Consider the following 15,767-nt stretch of genomic DNA (forward strand, 5'->3'; position numbering starts at 1 on the left):
TCGAGAACCCGGACTCGTGGGATAGAAACGCCTTGGCCGCCGAGCTGGGTGCCTGCTGCGACGAGCTGGCTTCGGGCTGTGCCGACTCCTGCATCGCGGCGAGTGTTGCGCTGCGGCTGTCCGGGTATCTGCGGCGGCTGGAGCCCTGCCGGAATCGGCAGGACCGGAGAGCGCGTCGCTGACGGACGCGCTGGATATTCTCAATCAGGCGGTGTGCGAAATGACCCGGCCGCTGGACACCATCCGGCATCAGGCAAAGACGGTAACGGTCGGTATCAGCCGGGCCTGATCGCTCAGACACAGTTGGGGCTGCATAGATTGATGCGGTTCCTGTGGGACTGGCGCGCTTCGTCGTATGCCCGGAGCGCGCCCGCCATGATGTCTTCGGGCGCGTCCACGCCGTTGCAGCCGAGGCCGCAGATGCCGAAGGCCGGGACGACCCGCGCCCCGAGCTTGTGCTTTCTGACTTCCTGATTCAGATGGCTGGCGATGCGGTTCGCCACCACCTGCGCCCCGTCCGTGCCGCTGTTCGGCAGCAGCAGGGCGAAGCTGTCCTCCCGTAACCGGGAAAAGATGTCACTGGTCCGAATGGATTTGAGGATGGTCTTGTCGATGGCCTTGCCGATGCCATTCGTCTTGGCCTGCGCCTTGATGCCGGGGCCTTCGAGGTCGTAGGAAAAGACCATCACGGCCATGGGGAAGTCGTGTCGCCTGCTGCGGTTGAATTCCAGCCTGAGCGAAACCAGAAAGAACCGCTCGTTGAATATCTGTTGTTGCGGGTCGAAGTGCTTGATGGCGTCGTTTTCCCGCTTGCAGGCCCTGAGCGCCACCAGCGCGCCGCCCACGCACCCGGCGGAATATGCCAGGAAGGGGATGGTCTGCGGCAGAATCCACTGTCCGGTCCACATGGCTGAAATGAGCAGCCACCCGATGGGGTACAGGCAGAATATCAGCGCGGGCAGGGCGTATGTCGAAATGCCCATTCGCCGGGCCAGAGGAATGCCGCTGCCATTCTTGCGCCTGTCCGGGCCGCCGGGATCGTTGATGCACCCGAGTTCTCTCGCCACGGTCCTCCTCCTTGCTTAACTAGTGGAAATTGCAATAAGTGTGCAATCTCCAGCGTCCTGATTTTCAAGGGGAATCGGGGGCTGAACGGTGTGAGAATGTAAGGATTTCCGACGGAACTGCGGCGGGTTTTAACAGAGGGGGGCCGATCAGGCGTAGGCCTTTTCCGCCTGTTTTTGCAGGGTTTCGGCCAGATTCTGGCCGGAATCCGCCAGCTCGCGGGCAGAATGGATGTCCTCGACCCGGCCGTTGCGGTAGATGACCACGGACTGGGCAAAGGCCGCCACGTCGTCGGAGTCGTGCGTGACCATGATAACCGGGATGTTGAAGCTTTTCAGCGAGCGGGAAAGCTCGTCGCGCATCCGGACGCGGAGGGGTTGGTCGAGTGCGGAAAACGGTTCGTCCAGCAGGAGGAGCCTCGGAGAGGTCCCCAGTGCTCTTGCCAGAGCGGTTCGTTGCTGTTGGCCGCCGGACAGGGCTGCCGGTTTCTGGTCGCCCACTGCACCCAGTCCAAAAGCGTCGAGCAACTCTTCCACCCGATCGCGGTCGCGTTTTGCCAGCCTTCCGAAAAGGGGCTTGAGGCCGAAGCCGATGTTTTCGCGCACGGTCAGGTGCGGAAACAGGGCGTAGTCCTGAAAGAGATAGCCGAGATTGCGGCGGCGGGCCGGGACGTTGATGCCCTGAGCGGAGTCGAAGAGCACCCGGCCGTTGCAGCGAATATGGCCCTCATCGGGCGTGAGCATTCCTGCAATGGCCTGAAGCGTCAGGGTCTTGCCCGACCCCGAAGGGCCGAAGAGCACCAGCGCCGCGTCCGTGGTCGCAAAGCGCGAGCGGAGGAGAAACTCGTCCCCTCCGCAGCGCAGGCGTTTTGTTATGTTCAGTTCAAACTGCATGGTCCGTTTGATGGTCAGGGGCGTTTGAAGCCGCGCGCTTCCAGCAGTGCCGCGCCTTCGTGACTCAGCACAAAGTCCACGAACGCCTTGGCCATGTCGGGATTTGCGCTCTCCTTGAGCACTGCCACGGGATAGGTGACCGGCTTGGGCAGGGGGATTTCCGCGATGATCTTCACCGCATCCCCGGCCTTGACCGCGTCCGTGCGGTACACGAAGCCGCAGTCGATCTCGCCGCGGGTCAGATAGTCGAGCACCTGCCGGACGGATTCGCCGAAGATCATTTTGGGCGAGAGCGTCCCGTAGAGGTTCTGCGCGTCCAGTGCGCTTTTGGCGTACTGCCCGGCAGGGACGGTCTCGGGCGTGCCGATGCCGATGCTTTTCACGTTCCCGCCGGTGAGATCCTTCAGGGCGGAGATTCCCGCGGGATTGTCTGCGGGCGTGGCGAGCACCAGCGAGTTGCGGGCAAAGATCACGTCAGAGCCCTTGGCAACGAATCCCTTGTCCACGGCCTTTTTCATCCACTTGGGATTGGCGGAGGCAAAGACGTCTGCGGGCGCGCCCTGTTCGATCTGGCGATAGAGCGCCCCGGACGAGGCGAAGTTCATGACCACGTCCGTGTCCGGATGGGCCTTTTCAAAGGCGGGTTCGATGTCGCTGAAAGCATCTGTGAGGCTCGCGGCGGCGGAGACGATCAGTTCCCCGGCAAATGCGGTGCCGGCGGCACAGGCGAGGACGAAAGACAGCAGCAGGACGGTAGCGGTGCGTTTCATGGTTGCTCCTTGGTTTCGAGTATCAGAATCCGGGTTGCAGCAGTTTGCTGGTAATCATGAGGATGACCACGCAGACGATGCTGATGATGAACACCAGTGTGTTTGCCAGTGCGTCGTTTCCGGCCTGAACGGCCGAGTAGACGGCAAGCGAGAGGGTCTGGGTGCGGCCCGGGAGGTTGCCCGCCACCATCAGGGTGGCCCCGAACTCGCCCATGGCCCGGGCAAAGGCGAGCATCCCGCCCGACAGCACGCCACGAAAGGCCAACGGGAGCGAGACGCGCAGGAACACGGCAAGTTCGTTCTGGCCCAGTGTGCGCGCGGCGTTTTCGTACTGTTCGCCAACGCTTTCCAGTGCGGCCCGGGCGGACTTGAAGACCAGCGGGAACGCTACCACCGTGGCGGCCAAGGCCGCACCCTGCCATGTGAACATCAGGGTAATGCCGAAGGTCTCCTGCAGCCACTGGCCGATGATGCCGCGTCGCCCGATGAACACCAGCAGATAGTATCCGAGTACGGTGGGCGGCATGACGATGGGCAGGGTGCAGACCGCGTCCAGAAAGTCTCTTCCGAAAAAGTTGCGCCGGGAGAGGGCGTATGCTGCGGCAACACCGAGAATGAGCGAGAGCAGCACCGCCACCCCCGCGACCTTCAGGGTCAGCAGCAGTGGGGAGAGGAATTCGGGTGCCGAAAGGTCGATCCAGACCATGCTCATGATTCACGCACTTCCTGTTTGGTTTTCCGCACTGTTCAAAGGGGTATTCATAGTGCTCTCGGGAACGCGGGACAACGCTGTCACGAAAATTCCGAAAATCGTGACCATTGGACGAATTTCCCGGTTGTGCAGGGCGGGCATGAATTGACATGAAACGCTCTTGGACCTATCCCTTTGCCTTCCGCAACGAGCTGAGCCTGCAGTGCGAACACGTACCGATCCGGAGTCATTCATGAGCGTCGAACAGAAGCTGCTTTTCGCCTTTCCCGAGAGCCGATCTGCCGGAGGAATATGCATCGGCCATCCCGCGGGAGTACCCCTACTATCTGGCCGACGGTGAACTGATCGAGTGGGACGGTCCCATGGAGGACGTCTATTCCTCCATGGAGGTGCGCGAGAACGGTGAGTCTTCGCCGCTGTTCCTCGGCCGTTGCCCGGTGCTTGACGACAAGGCCGCCATGCGGGCCGCCACTGCCGCGTCCCGAGCCTATGCCGACGGGCAGGGCCAGTGGCCGCGCATGCCCATGAACGAGCGCATCGCACATCTTGAGGCGTTCGCAACCCGCATGGCCGAGGTCCGGGACGAGGTCGTGCGGCTCATGACCCTGGAAATCTGCAAGCCCCGGCAGCAGGTTGAGGCGGAGTATGACCGTACCGTGGAATACATCGGCGATACCGTGGACGCGCTGCGCGAGGCTGGCGGTCGCGAGTTCAGCGCGGAGCAGGGCATCTTTGCCCACGTGCGCCGCGCACCGCTTGGGCCGGTGCTGTGCATGGGGCCGTATAATTTCCCCTACAACGAGACCTTTGCCACGCTCATCCCGGCCCTTGTCATGGGCAACACCGCCGTGGTCAAGCTCCCGAGAATCGGCAGGCTGCTTTTCACCCCCGTCATCAAGGCCCTGCGCGACTGTTTTCCGAAAGGCGTGGTCAACGTCATCACCGGCGACACGCACCTCGTGCACCCCATTCTCGAATCCGGCCTGATGAACGTGTTCGCCTTCATCGGTTCCAGCCGCGCAGCCAACGCTCTGCGCGGGCTGCATCCGCAGCCGCACCGCCTGCGCTGTATCTTCGGGCTAGACGCCAAGAATCAGGCCGTGGTGCTGCCCTGCGCGGACATGGACCTTGCCGCACGGGAAATCCTGACCGGGAGCCTCGGCTTCGGCGGCCAGCGCTGCACGGCTGTCAAGATCGTCTTCGTGCACCGCAGCCGGGCCGATGAACTGCTGGACAGGCTCAAGGACGGCATTGAAGGACTCAGAGTCGGGATGCCTTTCGAGGAGGGAGTGGACATCACGCCCATGCCCGAGCCGGGCAAGGTGGACTACCTGAAAGGGCTGGTGGATGACGCGCTGGCCAATGGCGCGCGTGTGGTCAATCCCGAGGGCGGCGCGTTTGCCCGGAGCCTGTTCCACCCGGCGCTTCTGTATCCTGTCACGCAGGATATGCGCGTCTACCGCGAGGAGCAGTTCGGGCCGGTGGTGCCGGTGGTGCCCTATGACGACGAAACCGAGCCGGTGCAGTACCAGATCCATTCAAACTTCGGGCAGCAGGCCAGCATTTTCGGTCAGGACCCCGAGGCCGTGGGGCGGCTCATCGACGCGCTGGCCCCGCAGGTTTGCCGTTTGAATATCAACAGCAAGTGTCAGCGCGGGCCGGATACGCTGCCGTTCAGCGGCAGAAAGGATTCGGCAGAGGGAACGCTCTCCGTGCGCGACGCGCTCCGGGCCTTCTCCATGCGCTCCGTGGTGGCGGCCAAGGATACGGCTGCCAACAGGGACATCCTTGAACGCATGATTCGCGATGGCGGGTCCTGCCTTTTGAACACCGATCACCTGCGCTGATCGTTCTTCGAAGAACCTATTTGTAACGCCCCGAGACCTCCTCCGGTCCGGGGCGTTTTTTTCTTTGTTACCCCAAGGGGATAATGCTTATTTTTGTACGTTTTGTGAGCTTTTTATTCAAGGTTTCAAAGGCATTGGAGGGTATATGAAGATGCGGCCCCAAATATCGCACCCCCGTTGACGACATGAGAGGACAGGGATACATTATGCCAATTTCGGCATGATGCTCGTTTGTCGTGCCATGTGATCGTTAAGGAAGTGCGTTCTTTTTGACTGTTATATAGCTGCTCAAGGTATTATGTCTTTTTAAGCATAATAAAAGAGGCTTCGCTTGTGCTTCGCCAGAGCGCTGATGATCGACTGCAAAATGGTTCACGGAGTCTTCCACATATGAAAACAGTACCCGTTCAAGAGGCCGTCGGCATGGTCCTGTGCCATGACATGACGCGCATTGTCCCCGGAGAGAGCAAAGGGCCCGCGTTCAGGAAGGGGCATGTCATCAGCGCAGGGGACATCCCCATGCTGCTGGAAATCGGCAAGGAGCACGTCTACGTGCTCAATCTGGAGAAGGGCCGGATTCACGAGAACGAGGCCGCAGAGCGCATCGCAAAGGCTGCGGCCGGACCCGGCATCACCCTGAGCCCCGTGTGCGAAGGGCGCATCAATTTCGAGGCCGCGCCCGGCCTCCTGAGCGTGAACGTCGAGGCATTGAACCGGATAAACTCCATCGACGAGGTGGTGCTGGCCACCATGCACGACGGCCAGCAGGTAACGGAAGCCCGCCCGGTTGCAGGAACACGCGTGGTGCCGCTGGTCATCGACGAGAAGAAGATCGAGGCTGTGGAGGCCATCTGCGCGGAGTACCCTTACGTGGTCGGCATCCGGCCGTTCATGCACCGCAATGTGGGGCTCGTGACCACCGGGAGCGAGGTCTACCATGGCAGGATCAAGGACAAGTTCGGTCCGGTCATCAGAAAGAAGTTTTCCCGCCTCGGCTCCACGGTCATGGATCAGCGGCTGACCTCGGACGACCCAAACATGACCCGTGATGCGATTCTCGACTTCATCGCCGAGGGCGCGGAGATGGTGGTGGTCACGGGCGGCATGTCCGTGGACCCCGACGACCAGACGCCCACGGCCATCCGCTCAACCGGAGCCGAGGTCGTGACCTACGGTTCCCCCACATTCCCCGGCGTGATGTTCATGCTGGCCGAGCTTGCAGGAGTGCCCATTCTCGGCCTGCCGGGGTGTGTCATGTACTACCGGGCCTCCATTTTCGATCTTGTGGTCCCCCGGCTTCTGGCCGGAGAGAAGATAACCCGTGAGGACATCGTGCCCATGGCGCACGGCGGATTCTGCGCGACCTGCGAGGTCTGCCGGTATCCGGTCTGTCCCTTCGGAAAATAGGACGCGCTGCCTCGGCCCGGTACGGGCCGGACAGGGCGGAGACTGGTGTATCACACTTTAAGGAGGATAGTTGTCGTGATTAAACGGACACTCCAGGTCAACGGCGTAGCAAAGCAGGTCATCTGCGAGCCGGACGAGTCGCTTGCGAACGTCCTGCGCGAGAACCTCGGGCTCACCAGCGTCAAGGTCGGTTGCGGAACCGGCCAGTGCGGAAGCTGCAGCGTCATCAAGGACGGCAAGCTCATCCGCTCCTGCTCCATGAAGATGAGCAGGGTGGACGACGGCTCCGTCATCACCACCACCGAAGGGATCGGTACCCCGGACAATCTGCACCCCATCCAGATGGCGTGGATCGCTCACGGCGGCGCGCAGTGCGGGTTCTGCACCCCCGGATTCATCGTTTCCACCAAGGCGCTGCTCGACGCCAACCCCAAGCCGACCCGCGAGGACGTGCGCGACTGGTTCCAGAAGTACAGGAACGCCTGCCGCTGCACCGGCTACAAACAGCTCGTGGACGCCGTTCTGGATGCGGCAGCCGTCATGCGCGGAGAAAAGACGCTTGGCGACCTGAGCTTCAAGCTGCCGGAAGACGGTCGCATCTGGGGCACCAAGTATCCCCGCCCCACGGCTGTGGCGAAAGTCACCGGCACGCTCGATTACGGCGCGGACCTCGGCATCAAGATGCCGCAGGGCACCCTGAAGCTCGCATTGGTGCAGGCCGAAGTCTCGCATGCGAAGATCCTTTCCATCGACACCTCCGAGGCTGAAAAGATGCCCGGAGTGGAAAAGGTCGTTACCTACAAGGACATCAAGGGCAAGAACCGCATCACCGGACTCATCACCTTCCCGACCAACAAGGGTGACGGCTGGGACCGTCCCATCCTGTGCGACGAGAAGGTCTTCCAGTACGGCGACGCCATCGCCATCGTCTGCGCGGATACGGACAAGAACGCCAAGCCGCTGCAGCCAAGGTCAAGGTGGAACTGGAGCGTCTGCCCGAATACATGAGCGCCCCCGCGGCCATGGCCGACGACGCCATTGAAATCCATCCGGGTACGCCCAACGTTTACTTTGAGCAGCGCATCGCCAAGGGCGACGAGACCGCACCGGTCTTCGACTCCGCAGCGCATGTCATTGAGGACGACTTCTACGTGGGCCGCCAGCCGCATATGCCCATCGAGCCGGACGTAGGGTTTGCCTACCTCGATGACGACGGCAAGCTCTGCATCCATTCCAAGTCCATCGGGCTGCACCTGCATCTCTACATGATCGCGCCGGGCCTCGGCGTGGACCCCGAGAAAATCGTCATGGTCCAGAACCCGGCGGGCGGCACCTTCGGCTACAAGTTCTCGCCCACCATGGAAGCCCTCGTGGGCGCGGCCTGCCTCGCCACCGGCAAGCCCGTCTTCCTGAACTACGACTGGCACCAGCAGCAGACCTACACCGGCAAGCGCTCCCCGTTCTTCATGAACGTGCGGCTGGCCTGCGACAACGACGGCAAGCTGCTGGCCATGGAATCGGATTGGACCGTTGACCACGGCCCGTACTCCGAGTTCGGCGACCTGCTGACCCTGCGCGGCGCCCAGTTCATCGGCGCGGGATACGACATTGCCAACATTCGCGGACTGGGCCGCACCGTGGCCACCAACCACGCGTGGGGTTCGGCCTTCCGTGGCTACGGCTCCCCGCAGTCTGAGTTCGCCTCGGAAGTGCTGGTGGACATGCTGGCCGAAAAGCTCGGCATGGATCCGCTGGAGTTCCGCTACAAGAACGTCTACCGCAAGGGTTCCACCACGCCCACCGGGCAGGACCCCGAAGTATACTCCCTGCCAGAGATCATCGATTCGGTTCGCCCGAAATACGAAGAGGCGAAAAAACGCGCTGCCGCCGAATCCACGGACGAGGTCAAGCGCGGCGTCGGTATCTCGCTGGGCGTTTACGGCTGCGGCCTTGACGGTCCGGATACCGCAGAGATCGACGTGGAGTTGAACGAGGACGGTACCGTCACGGTCTACGCCACCTGGCACGACCACGGGCAGGGCGCGGACATCGGCGTGCTGGGCACGGCCCACGAAGCCCTTCGTCCCCTCGGGCTCGCTCCGGAGCAGATCAAGCTGGTGCTCAACGACACCCGCACCTGTCCCAACGCAGGCCCGGCGGGCGGCTCCCGTTCGCAGGTCGTGGTCGGTCGCGCCATCAAGGCGGGCTGCGAGCTGCTGCTTGGCGGCATGCGCAAGAGCGACGGCAGCTTCCGCACCTACAAGGAAATGGTCGATGAGAACATCGCCGTGCGCTACAACGGCAAGTGGAGTGCTCCGGCCACGGAATGCGATGAAAACGGTCAGGGCAGCCCGTTTGCCAGCTACATGTACGGCCTGTTCATGGCCGAGGTCGCCGTGGAGGTCGCCACCGGCAAGACCACGGTGGAAAAGATGACCTGCGTGGCCGACGTGGGCAAGATCAACAACAAGCTCGCGGTGGACGGTCAGCTTTATGGCGGTCTGGCTCAGGCCATCGGTCTGGCGTTGTCCGAGGACTACGAGGACATCAAGAAGCACTCCACCATGAAGGGTGCCGGGTTCCCGTACATCAAGCAGATTCCGGACGACATCGTGCTCGAATACGTCGAGTCCGACCGCCCGGAAGGCCCGTTCGGCGCATCCGGCGTGGGCGAGCTGCCGCTGACCAGCCCGCACGCGGCGGTCATCAACGGCATCTACAACGCCTGCGGCGTCCGCATCAAGGAGCTGCCCGCGCTGCCTGAAAAGGTGCTTGCGGGTCTCAAAGGCTAACCAAAAGACACAACCGGGGCGGCGGTCCGAAACCGGACCGCCGCCCTGACATTTCCGGCGGAGACTATGGAACAGCATGAACTCAGGCAGTGGGAGCACAGGTGCATTCAGGAAGAGAAACCCGAATGCGTGGCCCGGTGTCCACTGCATGTGGATGCGCGCCAGTTCTGCTCGCTCATGGCGCAGCGGCGCTGGGACAAGGCGTGGGTGGTGCTCGTCAAGACCATGCCGCTGCCCGGCGTGCTGGCGCGGCTTTGTGAAGCTCCGTGCCGCGAGGCCTGTGTGCGAAAGGACGCCGGAGGAGCCATTGCGCTCGGTGCGCTGGAACGCTTTTGTGCGCACGAGGCAAAGCCCGCACCTCCGCCGCGTCCCTTGCCGTCGCGCGGGAAATCGGTCGCCGTGCTGGGCGGCAACATGGCCGGACTGTGCGCCGCGTGGGAGATGTCCCGGCGCGGCTTTGACGTGTCGCTGCAATGCGGCGACCCCGCCGTGGACCTTCGTGAGCTTGCTGCTGGTGCTCTTCCGCAAGGTACAGTTGAGCGCGAGTTGGAGAATCTTTCGCGTCTGGGCTGTCGCATTGAGTCGGGCGTGGACTGTTCCGCAGAGCTTCTTGAATCGCTTTTGGAAGATAACGACGCGGTGTTCGTGGACGCAGATGCGGTTCCGGACGATGTGTGGGGTTTCGGAGAGCCGGACGAACTGACCCTCGGCACGCGGCGCAGCGGACTGTTTTGCAGCCGGGCGGGAGAGACCCGGATTATCGAAAAGGCCGCAGCCGGGCGCAGGGCCGCCAACTCCATTGAACGCTACACGCAGGGCGTGTCCATGGTTTCCGGGCGCGAACGCGAGGGTGCGTATGAGACGCGCCTGTTTACGAGCCTTGCCAAGGTTGAGCCCTTGGGGCCAGCCTGTGGTGAAACCTGCACCGAAGCCGAGGCCCGCGACGAGGCGCGGCGGTGCCTTCAGTGCGAATGCATGGAGTGCGTGAAGGTCTGCGAGTACCTGCGCCACTACAAGTCATACCCCAAGATTTACGTCCGCCAGATTTACAACAACGACTCCATTGTCATGGGCACGCGGCAGGCAAACACCATGATAAATTCCTGTATGCTCTGCGGACTGTGCAAGACCGTCTGCCCCGAGGATTTCGACATGGCCGAAGTCTGCCTTGATGCGCGAAAGAGCATGGTGGAGAAGGGCAAGATGCCGCCCTCGGCGCATGAATTCGCCCTGCGGGACATGGACTTCGCCAACAGCGAAAAATGTACGCTCGCCCGGCACGCGCCCGGTGCGCAGTCCAGCTCGTACGTGTTTTTTTCCGGGCTGTCAGCTCGCCGCATCGGACCCTGAAGGAGTGGAAGCCGCATACGCCGATCTTCGCGCACGGCTTGGCGATGTGGGGCTAATGCTTCAGTGCTGCGGCGCACCGGCGCACTGGGCCGGACGACGCGAGAAGATTGGTGAGCTAGCCGGGACGTTGAACCAGCGGTGGCGAGAACTTGGCGAACCGCGCATCATCGCGGCCTGTCCTTCGTGTGTGTCCATGCTGCGGCAGGAGCTTGCCGGTGCCGAGATAGTCTCCCACTGGACCGTGCTTCGGGAGCTCGGTCCTCCGGAAGGTGCCGTGACGCCTCAAGAGGTGCTTGCAGTCAACGACCCCTGCGCCGCACGCGACGACAGGATGGTGCAGGAAGATTTCAGGGCCATGCTCAAAATGATGGGCGTCAGCTTCGTGGAACCGGAGCTGAGCGGCGACCTTACTCAGTGCTGCGGTTACGGCGGCCTGCTCAACGAGGCCAATCCCGAGCTTGGCAAGCGCGTCAGCGAGCTTCGGGCCGGGGCCGTGAACGAAGACTGGGTCACCTACTGCGTCATGTGCCGCGACCTGTTCGCCAAAAGCGGCAAGCGCGCCCTGCATCTGTATGATCTGTTGTACCCGCGCTCGGATGAGGCCGCGTCCCGGCCAGCGCCGGGGTATTCCGCCAGACGCGAGAACCGTGTGCGTTTGCGCGAAGGGTTGCTGAGGGAGTTGTGGCGTGAATCGGGCGAACATGTGGCGGAGCCGCATGAAACCGTTGCCGTCACGTTCAGCGACAAGGCATTAGAGGCTATGGAGACCCGGCGCATTCTGAAAAGCGATGTGCAGAAGGTTCTTATGCAGGTCCGTGAGACCGGCCGCTATCTCGTCAACGATGACGGGCGTCGGCTGGCGTCGTTCCGGCCCGCGGTGGTGACGTACTGGGTGGAATTCGAGCAGGACGGAGAGGCGTTTGTGGTTCAAAACGCGTGGAGCCACAGAATGTGCATCAAGGGAGGACAGCCATGAGCGTGATAAAGGTGCCGGAAGCGGACGTATCCGGCTGGAAATGCGCTGCCTGCGGCGAAGAGCTTGTCTCCATGCCTGTCGAGCTTGAATATCTGGAATCGCTTTTTACCGTGGAACTGCCTGCCTGTCCCGCGTGCCGGTTCGTGCTCATCCCCGAGGAACTGGCGCTGGGCAAGATGCATCAGGTGGAGCAACTTCTGGAGGACAAGTAGCCGTGGTCTGGCGCGAAGAACCGTTGTGGGAGCGTCCCGAACTGCGGGTGGCTGCCGGGCATACCCTGCGGCCGGGCGGGTTTGACCTTACGGACAGGGCCTTGGAACATGTGGGTGCGCTGCCGGGATGGCGTGTACTGGACGTGGGCAGCGGCCTCGGAGCAACGGTGGACCGGCTGCGGTCCCGGTACGGCGTCGAGGCGTGGGGCGTGGAGCCTTCGGCTGTGCAGATTGCGCGGTCGGGCCGCAGTGACGCGGTGATTCAGGCTCGCGGCGACTGCCTGCCGTTTGCGGGCGAATCGTTTGACGCGGTGCTCTGCGAGTGCGTTCTTTCCCTGCTGGATGACCGCAAGGCCGGGCTTGCCGAATTCGGGCGGGTGCTGCGTCCGGGCGGTTTTCTGATTTTATCCGATTTCGACGCGCCGGGGGCCTCGTCCGGAGACTCTTGCGTAGCGCGGGCCGAGCCGCTGTCTTTGGTGCAGGAACGGCTGGTGGCGGGCGGATTTTCCGTGCGGCTTGTGGAGGACCATACCGAACGGCTCAAGGAGCTTGCCGCGAGGCTTGTTTTTGCCGGTGGCGGTACGGGGACAATCTGCGGCGGCACCGGGCGTCCGAGGTATTATCTGATGATCGCGCAAAAGAAAGGAACCGACCATGATGGATGACGCCGGATTGGCGATAATGGAGCTGGCCGGAAAGGGGTACTGCTGTACCCAGATCATGCTGCTGCTCGCCCTTGACGAGATGGGCAGGGAGAACCCGGACCTTGTGCGTGCTGCCTCCGGGCTGTGCGACGGAATGGGCGACTGCTCCGGGCCATGCGGCGTGCTGAGCGGCGCGGCCATGGTCCTTGGCCTGTATGCGGGCAAGGGCACTGACATTGAAGACGCCGCCGAGGTCCTGCCTCTGATGCAGGAGGAATTGCGCGACTGGTTTTCCGCTGCCACGGACCCGTTCGGCGGCACGGCCTGCCGCGACATTCTTGACGGGCAATGCGGGCAGCCGGACCCGTCACGCTGCGGCGGGCTGATGAATCAGGCCAGCGCGCGGGTGCGGGAAATTCTGGTGAACAACGGATTCGACCTTGCCGAAGGGCGGGAGCAGGCGTGAACAGGGCCACTGAAAGCGTCTGCCCGGTCTGCCTGAGCCGCATCCCCGCACGGCATGAAACCGTGGGGGGCGACACCTTTCTGGTCAAGGTCTGTCCCGATCACGGGGCGTTCCGCGCAGTTGTGTGGCGGGGCGATCCCGGCTTCAGGGAGTGGTCGCGTCCGAAGATTCCTTCGCGTCCGGGAACGCCGTTCACCAAGGTGGAGCAGGGATGTCCGTTCGATTGCGGGCTCTGTGAGGCCCACCGCCAGCACTCCTGTACGGCGGTCATGGAGGTGACGTGGCGGTGCGACCTCGGGTGCCCGGTCTGTTTCGCCTCTTCCGGGGTTGATGCGCCGCCGGACCCGTCGCCCGAGGAGTTTGGCATGCTGCTCGACAGGGTTGTCGAGGCCTCCGGGTATTGCAACATCCAGCTTTCAGGCGGCGAACCGACCATGCGCGACGACCTGCCGGGCCTTGTCCGGCAGGCAAAGTCGAGGGGGTTCGGCTTCGTGCAGCTCAACACCAACGGCATCCGCATCGGGCGGGAGGGCGGTTATGCCAGCGCTCTGGCTGACGCCGGGCTAGACTCGGTCTTTCTACAGTTCGACGGAACACGCGACGGTATTTACAAGGCTCTTCGAGGCCGCCCGCTGCTGGAACGCAAGCTGGCCGCCATCCGTGCGCTGGCAGAGGCGGGCATAGGCATCGTGCTGGTTCCCACGGTGGTGCCGGGGATCAATGACGACGACCTCGGCGCGATTATCCGGTTCGCCGCTGAAAACTCCCCGGCTGTTCGCGGGGTGCATTTCCAGCCAGTCAGCTACTTCGGGCGGTATCCCGAGCCACCTGCCGACGCCCAGCGCATCACCCTGCCGGAAATTATGAATCTTCTGGAAGAGCAGAGCGGCGGAGTGATGCGTGCTTCGCACTTTCAGCCGCCGGGTTGCGAGCATTCGCACTGCTCCTGCCACGCGAACTATGTAGTGATCGAGGATGGCGGCCTGACCCGTCTGGCAGGCAACGGCGGTTGCGGATGCAAGCCCCGTCCGGCATCCGAGGGCGCGGACAGAGCCAAGGCTTTTGTGAAACGGCAGTGGGCCGCCTCCGGGCCGGACCTGCCCATGGCCGGTTCCGGGGACGATCTGGACCGTTTTATCAATCGGGCGTCGTCGCACATGCTGGCGGTTTCGGCCATGGCCTTTCAGGACTGCTGGACGCTTGATCTGGAGCGGCTCAAAGGGTGCTGCATCCACAGCGTCGCTCCGGACGGGCGGCTGATTCCGTTTTGCGCCTACAACCTGACGTCGCAGCGCGGTGAAACAGTGTACAGGGGAAAGTGTGATGGGCCAGTCCGCGCTTGACCGCTGGCTTCTTCGCCGCATGGGACGCCCGCCGGGAAGCGCGATGCCTTCCGGCGACGAGCTGCGCGACTGGCAGCTCGCGCGTTTGCGTGAGCTTGTGGCGCATGCGCGGGATAGCTGCCCGTTCTATGCGCAGCAGTTCGAGGGCGTGGATACGGATTTCAAGTCCCTTGAAGAATATGCTCGGCTGCCATTTGTCTTTCCGTTTCAGGTCCGTCAGGCTCCGGAGCGGATGCTTTGCGTGTCGCAGGATGCGGTTGCGCGGGTGGTGACGCTGAACAGCTCGGGCACCACCGGAAGCCCGAAACGGATTTTCAACACGGCCGAGGACCTTGAGGCGACCACCGAGTTTTTTGATTACGGCATGGTCAATCTGGTGCAAGAGGGCCAGACCGTGTTCGTGCTCATGCCCGGCGACAGGCCGGGGGGAGTGGGGCGGCTTCTGGCCGAGGCCCTCGGCAGGCGTAACATCAGGGTCGTGTCGCACGGTGTTTTGGAGAACGCGGACGAGGCTGCCCGGCATTGTCTCCTTGAAAAGGCGCACTGCGTTGTCGGTTCGCCCGCGCATGTCAATCTGTTTGCCCATGCATGGCGGAGAAGCGGCTTTCCGACCGGTGTCGTCCGCTCCGCGCTGCTGTGCTGGGACGCGATCCCGCAGGCTGCGGTGGGGAATGTGTCACGACTGCTCGGCTGCCGGGTGTTTCGGCACTGGGGCATGATCGAGACCGGCCTCGGCGGTGCGGTGGAATGCGAACCCTGCTCGGGCCTGCATCTGCGCGAATCCGACGTGTTCGTGGAGATTGTTGACCCTGTCACCGAGCGTCCGGTGCGCGATGGCGAACTCGGCGAGATAGTGGTGAGCACCCCTTTGCGAAGGGGGATGCCGTTCATCCGCTACCGCACAGGGGATACGGGGCGCATCCTGCCGGGTGCCTGCGTCTGCGGCAGTCCGCTGCGGCGGCTTGACCCGGTCATATCCCGCGCGGCCGGAAGCATTGATCTCGGCTCCGGATGGCTGTCGCTCAGAGTGCTGAACGAGTGCCTGTACTCAGTGCCGGGCCTTGGCGATTTTGCGGCGAGTCATGCGAACAAGACGCTGACGGTTGCGGTCTGCGGAGACAGGCCCGGACTGGAGGGCGAAGTGCGTGCCGCGCTTGAAAGTCTTGCTGTGGTGAAGCATGCTTTCAGGCGAGGTACCCTCAATCTGGAAATAGAACTGCGCGACGCCGCAACACCGGCCGTTGCCGGGCTCGGCAAGCGCAGGATAGAGCATACACTGGAGAACTGAAC

At 62.9% G+C, this 15,767-nt stretch carries 14 protein-coding genes and 1 pseudogene; 11 read left to right on the top strand and 4 right to left on the bottom strand.

The window, feature by feature from the left end; genetic code table 11:
• A partial coding sequence (locus JCM12178_RS18645) for a hypothetical protein (RefSeq protein ID WP_172677084.1) occupies nucleotides 1-182 on the top strand: 182 nt, incomplete at its 5' end.
• 111 nt (nucleotides 183-293) lie between these two features.
• On the opposite strand, the gene JCM12178_RS06810 is transcribed toward JCM12178_RS18645, so the two are convergent.
• The 4 genes from JCM12178_RS06810 to modB all read right to left on the bottom strand — a co-directional run bounded on the left by JCM12178_RS06810 (nucleotide 294) and on the right by modB (nucleotide 3,440).
• Entirely contained in the window at nucleotides 294-1,067 is a 774-nt protein-coding gene (locus tag JCM12178_RS06810) for a GGDEF domain-containing protein (RefSeq protein WP_054649928.1), read from the bottom strand.
• 147 nt (nucleotides 1,068-1,214) lie between these two features.
• Nucleotides 1,215-1,958: an ABC transporter ATP-binding protein gene (locus tag JCM12178_RS06815; protein ID WP_054649930.1), complete on the bottom strand. Its 744-nt coding sequence runs from the start codon at nucleotides 1,956-1,958 to the stop codon at nucleotides 1,215-1,217.
• 14 nt (nucleotides 1,959-1,972) lie between these two features.
• The gene (gene modA, locus JCM12178_RS06820; protein ID WP_054649932.1) at nucleotides 1,973-2,728 is read right to left on the bottom strand and encodes a molybdate ABC transporter substrate-binding protein; all 756 of its coding nucleotides are present in this window, start codon (nucleotides 2,726-2,728) and stop codon (nucleotides 1,973-1,975) included.
• Between the two features lie 22 nt (nucleotides 2,729-2,750).
• Complete coding sequence (modB, locus tag JCM12178_RS06825) at nucleotides 2,751-3,440, bottom strand: molybdate ABC transporter permease subunit (protein WP_054649934.1); 690 nt, start codon at nucleotides 3,438-3,440, stop codon at nucleotides 2,751-2,753.
• 362 nt (nucleotides 3,441-3,802) lie between these two features.
• On the opposite strand from modB, the gene JCM12178_RS06830 reads away from it, so the two are divergent.
• From JCM12178_RS06830 to JCM12178_RS06870, 10 genes and pseudogenes are all read left to right on the top strand, one after another.
• Entirely contained in the window at nucleotides 3,803-5,287 is a 1,485-nt protein-coding gene (locus JCM12178_RS06830) for an aldehyde dehydrogenase family protein (RefSeq protein WP_218185639.1), read from the top strand.
• A 390-nt stretch (nucleotides 5,288-5,677) separates the two neighbouring features.
• Entirely contained in the window at nucleotides 5,678-6,694 is a 1,017-nt protein-coding gene (locus JCM12178_RS06835) for a molybdopterin-binding protein (protein ID WP_054649938.1), read from the top strand.
• Nucleotides 6,695-6,769: 75 nt separating this feature from the next.
• Nucleotides 6,770-9,486, top strand: a pseudogene (locus JCM12178_RS06840) (molybdopterin-dependent aldehyde oxidoreductase).
• Nucleotides 9,487-9,552: 66 nt separating this feature from the next.
• Nucleotides 9,553-10,836: a pyridine nucleotide-disulfide oxidoreductase/dicluster-binding protein gene (locus JCM12178_RS19510; RefSeq protein WP_245628658.1), complete on the top strand. Its 1,284-nt coding sequence runs from the start codon at nucleotides 9,553-9,555 to the stop codon at nucleotides 10,834-10,836.
• Between the two features lie 4 nt (nucleotides 10,837-10,840).
• Nucleotides 10,841-11,812: a heterodisulfide reductase-related iron-sulfur binding cluster gene (locus JCM12178_RS19515; RefSeq protein WP_245628659.1), complete on the top strand. Its 972-nt coding sequence runs from the start codon at nucleotides 10,841-10,843 to the stop codon at nucleotides 11,810-11,812.
• A complete protein-coding gene (locus tag JCM12178_RS06850; RefSeq protein WP_054649940.1) occupies nucleotides 11,809-12,024 on the top strand; it encodes a DVU_1557 family redox protein in 216 nt (71 codons plus the stop codon). The genes JCM12178_RS19515 and JCM12178_RS06850 overlap by 4 nt, the downstream gene beginning before the upstream one ends.
• 2 nt (nucleotides 12,025-12,026) lie before the next feature.
• Nucleotides 12,027-12,689 carry a DVU_1556 family methyltransferase gene (trsM, locus tag JCM12178_RS06855; RefSeq protein ID WP_054649942.1) on the top strand — a complete coding sequence of 221 codons (663 nt, stop codon included), beginning with the start codon at nucleotides 12,027-12,029 and terminating at the stop codon, nucleotides 12,687-12,689.
• Nucleotides 12,679-13,134, top strand: coding sequence for a DVU_1555 family C-GCAxxG-C-C protein (locus JCM12178_RS06860; RefSeq protein ID WP_054649944.1), 456 nt, complete (start codon nucleotides 12,679-12,681; stop codon nucleotides 13,132-13,134). The genes trsM and JCM12178_RS06860 overlap by 11 nt, the downstream gene beginning before the upstream one ends.
• Nucleotides 13,131-14,477, top strand: coding sequence for a radical SAM (seleno)protein TrsS (gene trsS, locus JCM12178_RS06865; protein WP_054649946.1), 1,347 nt, complete (start codon nucleotides 13,131-13,133; stop codon nucleotides 14,475-14,477). Before JCM12178_RS06860 ends, trsS begins: the two co-directional genes overlap by 4 nt.
• The gene (locus JCM12178_RS06870; RefSeq protein ID WP_054649948.1) at nucleotides 14,458-15,765 is read left to right on the top strand and encodes a DVU_1553 family AMP-dependent CoA ligase; all 1,308 of its coding nucleotides are present in this window, start codon (nucleotides 14,458-14,460) and stop codon (nucleotides 15,763-15,765) included. Before trsS ends, JCM12178_RS06870 begins: the two co-directional genes overlap by 20 nt.
• Nucleotides 15,766-15,767 lie beyond the last annotated feature (2 nt).

This window comes from Salidesulfovibrio brasiliensis JCM 12178 (assembly GCF_001311825.1).
Taxonomy (GTDB): domain Bacteria; phylum Desulfobacterota; class Desulfovibrionia; order Desulfovibrionales; family Desulfovibrionaceae; genus Pseudodesulfovibrio; species Pseudodesulfovibrio brasiliensis.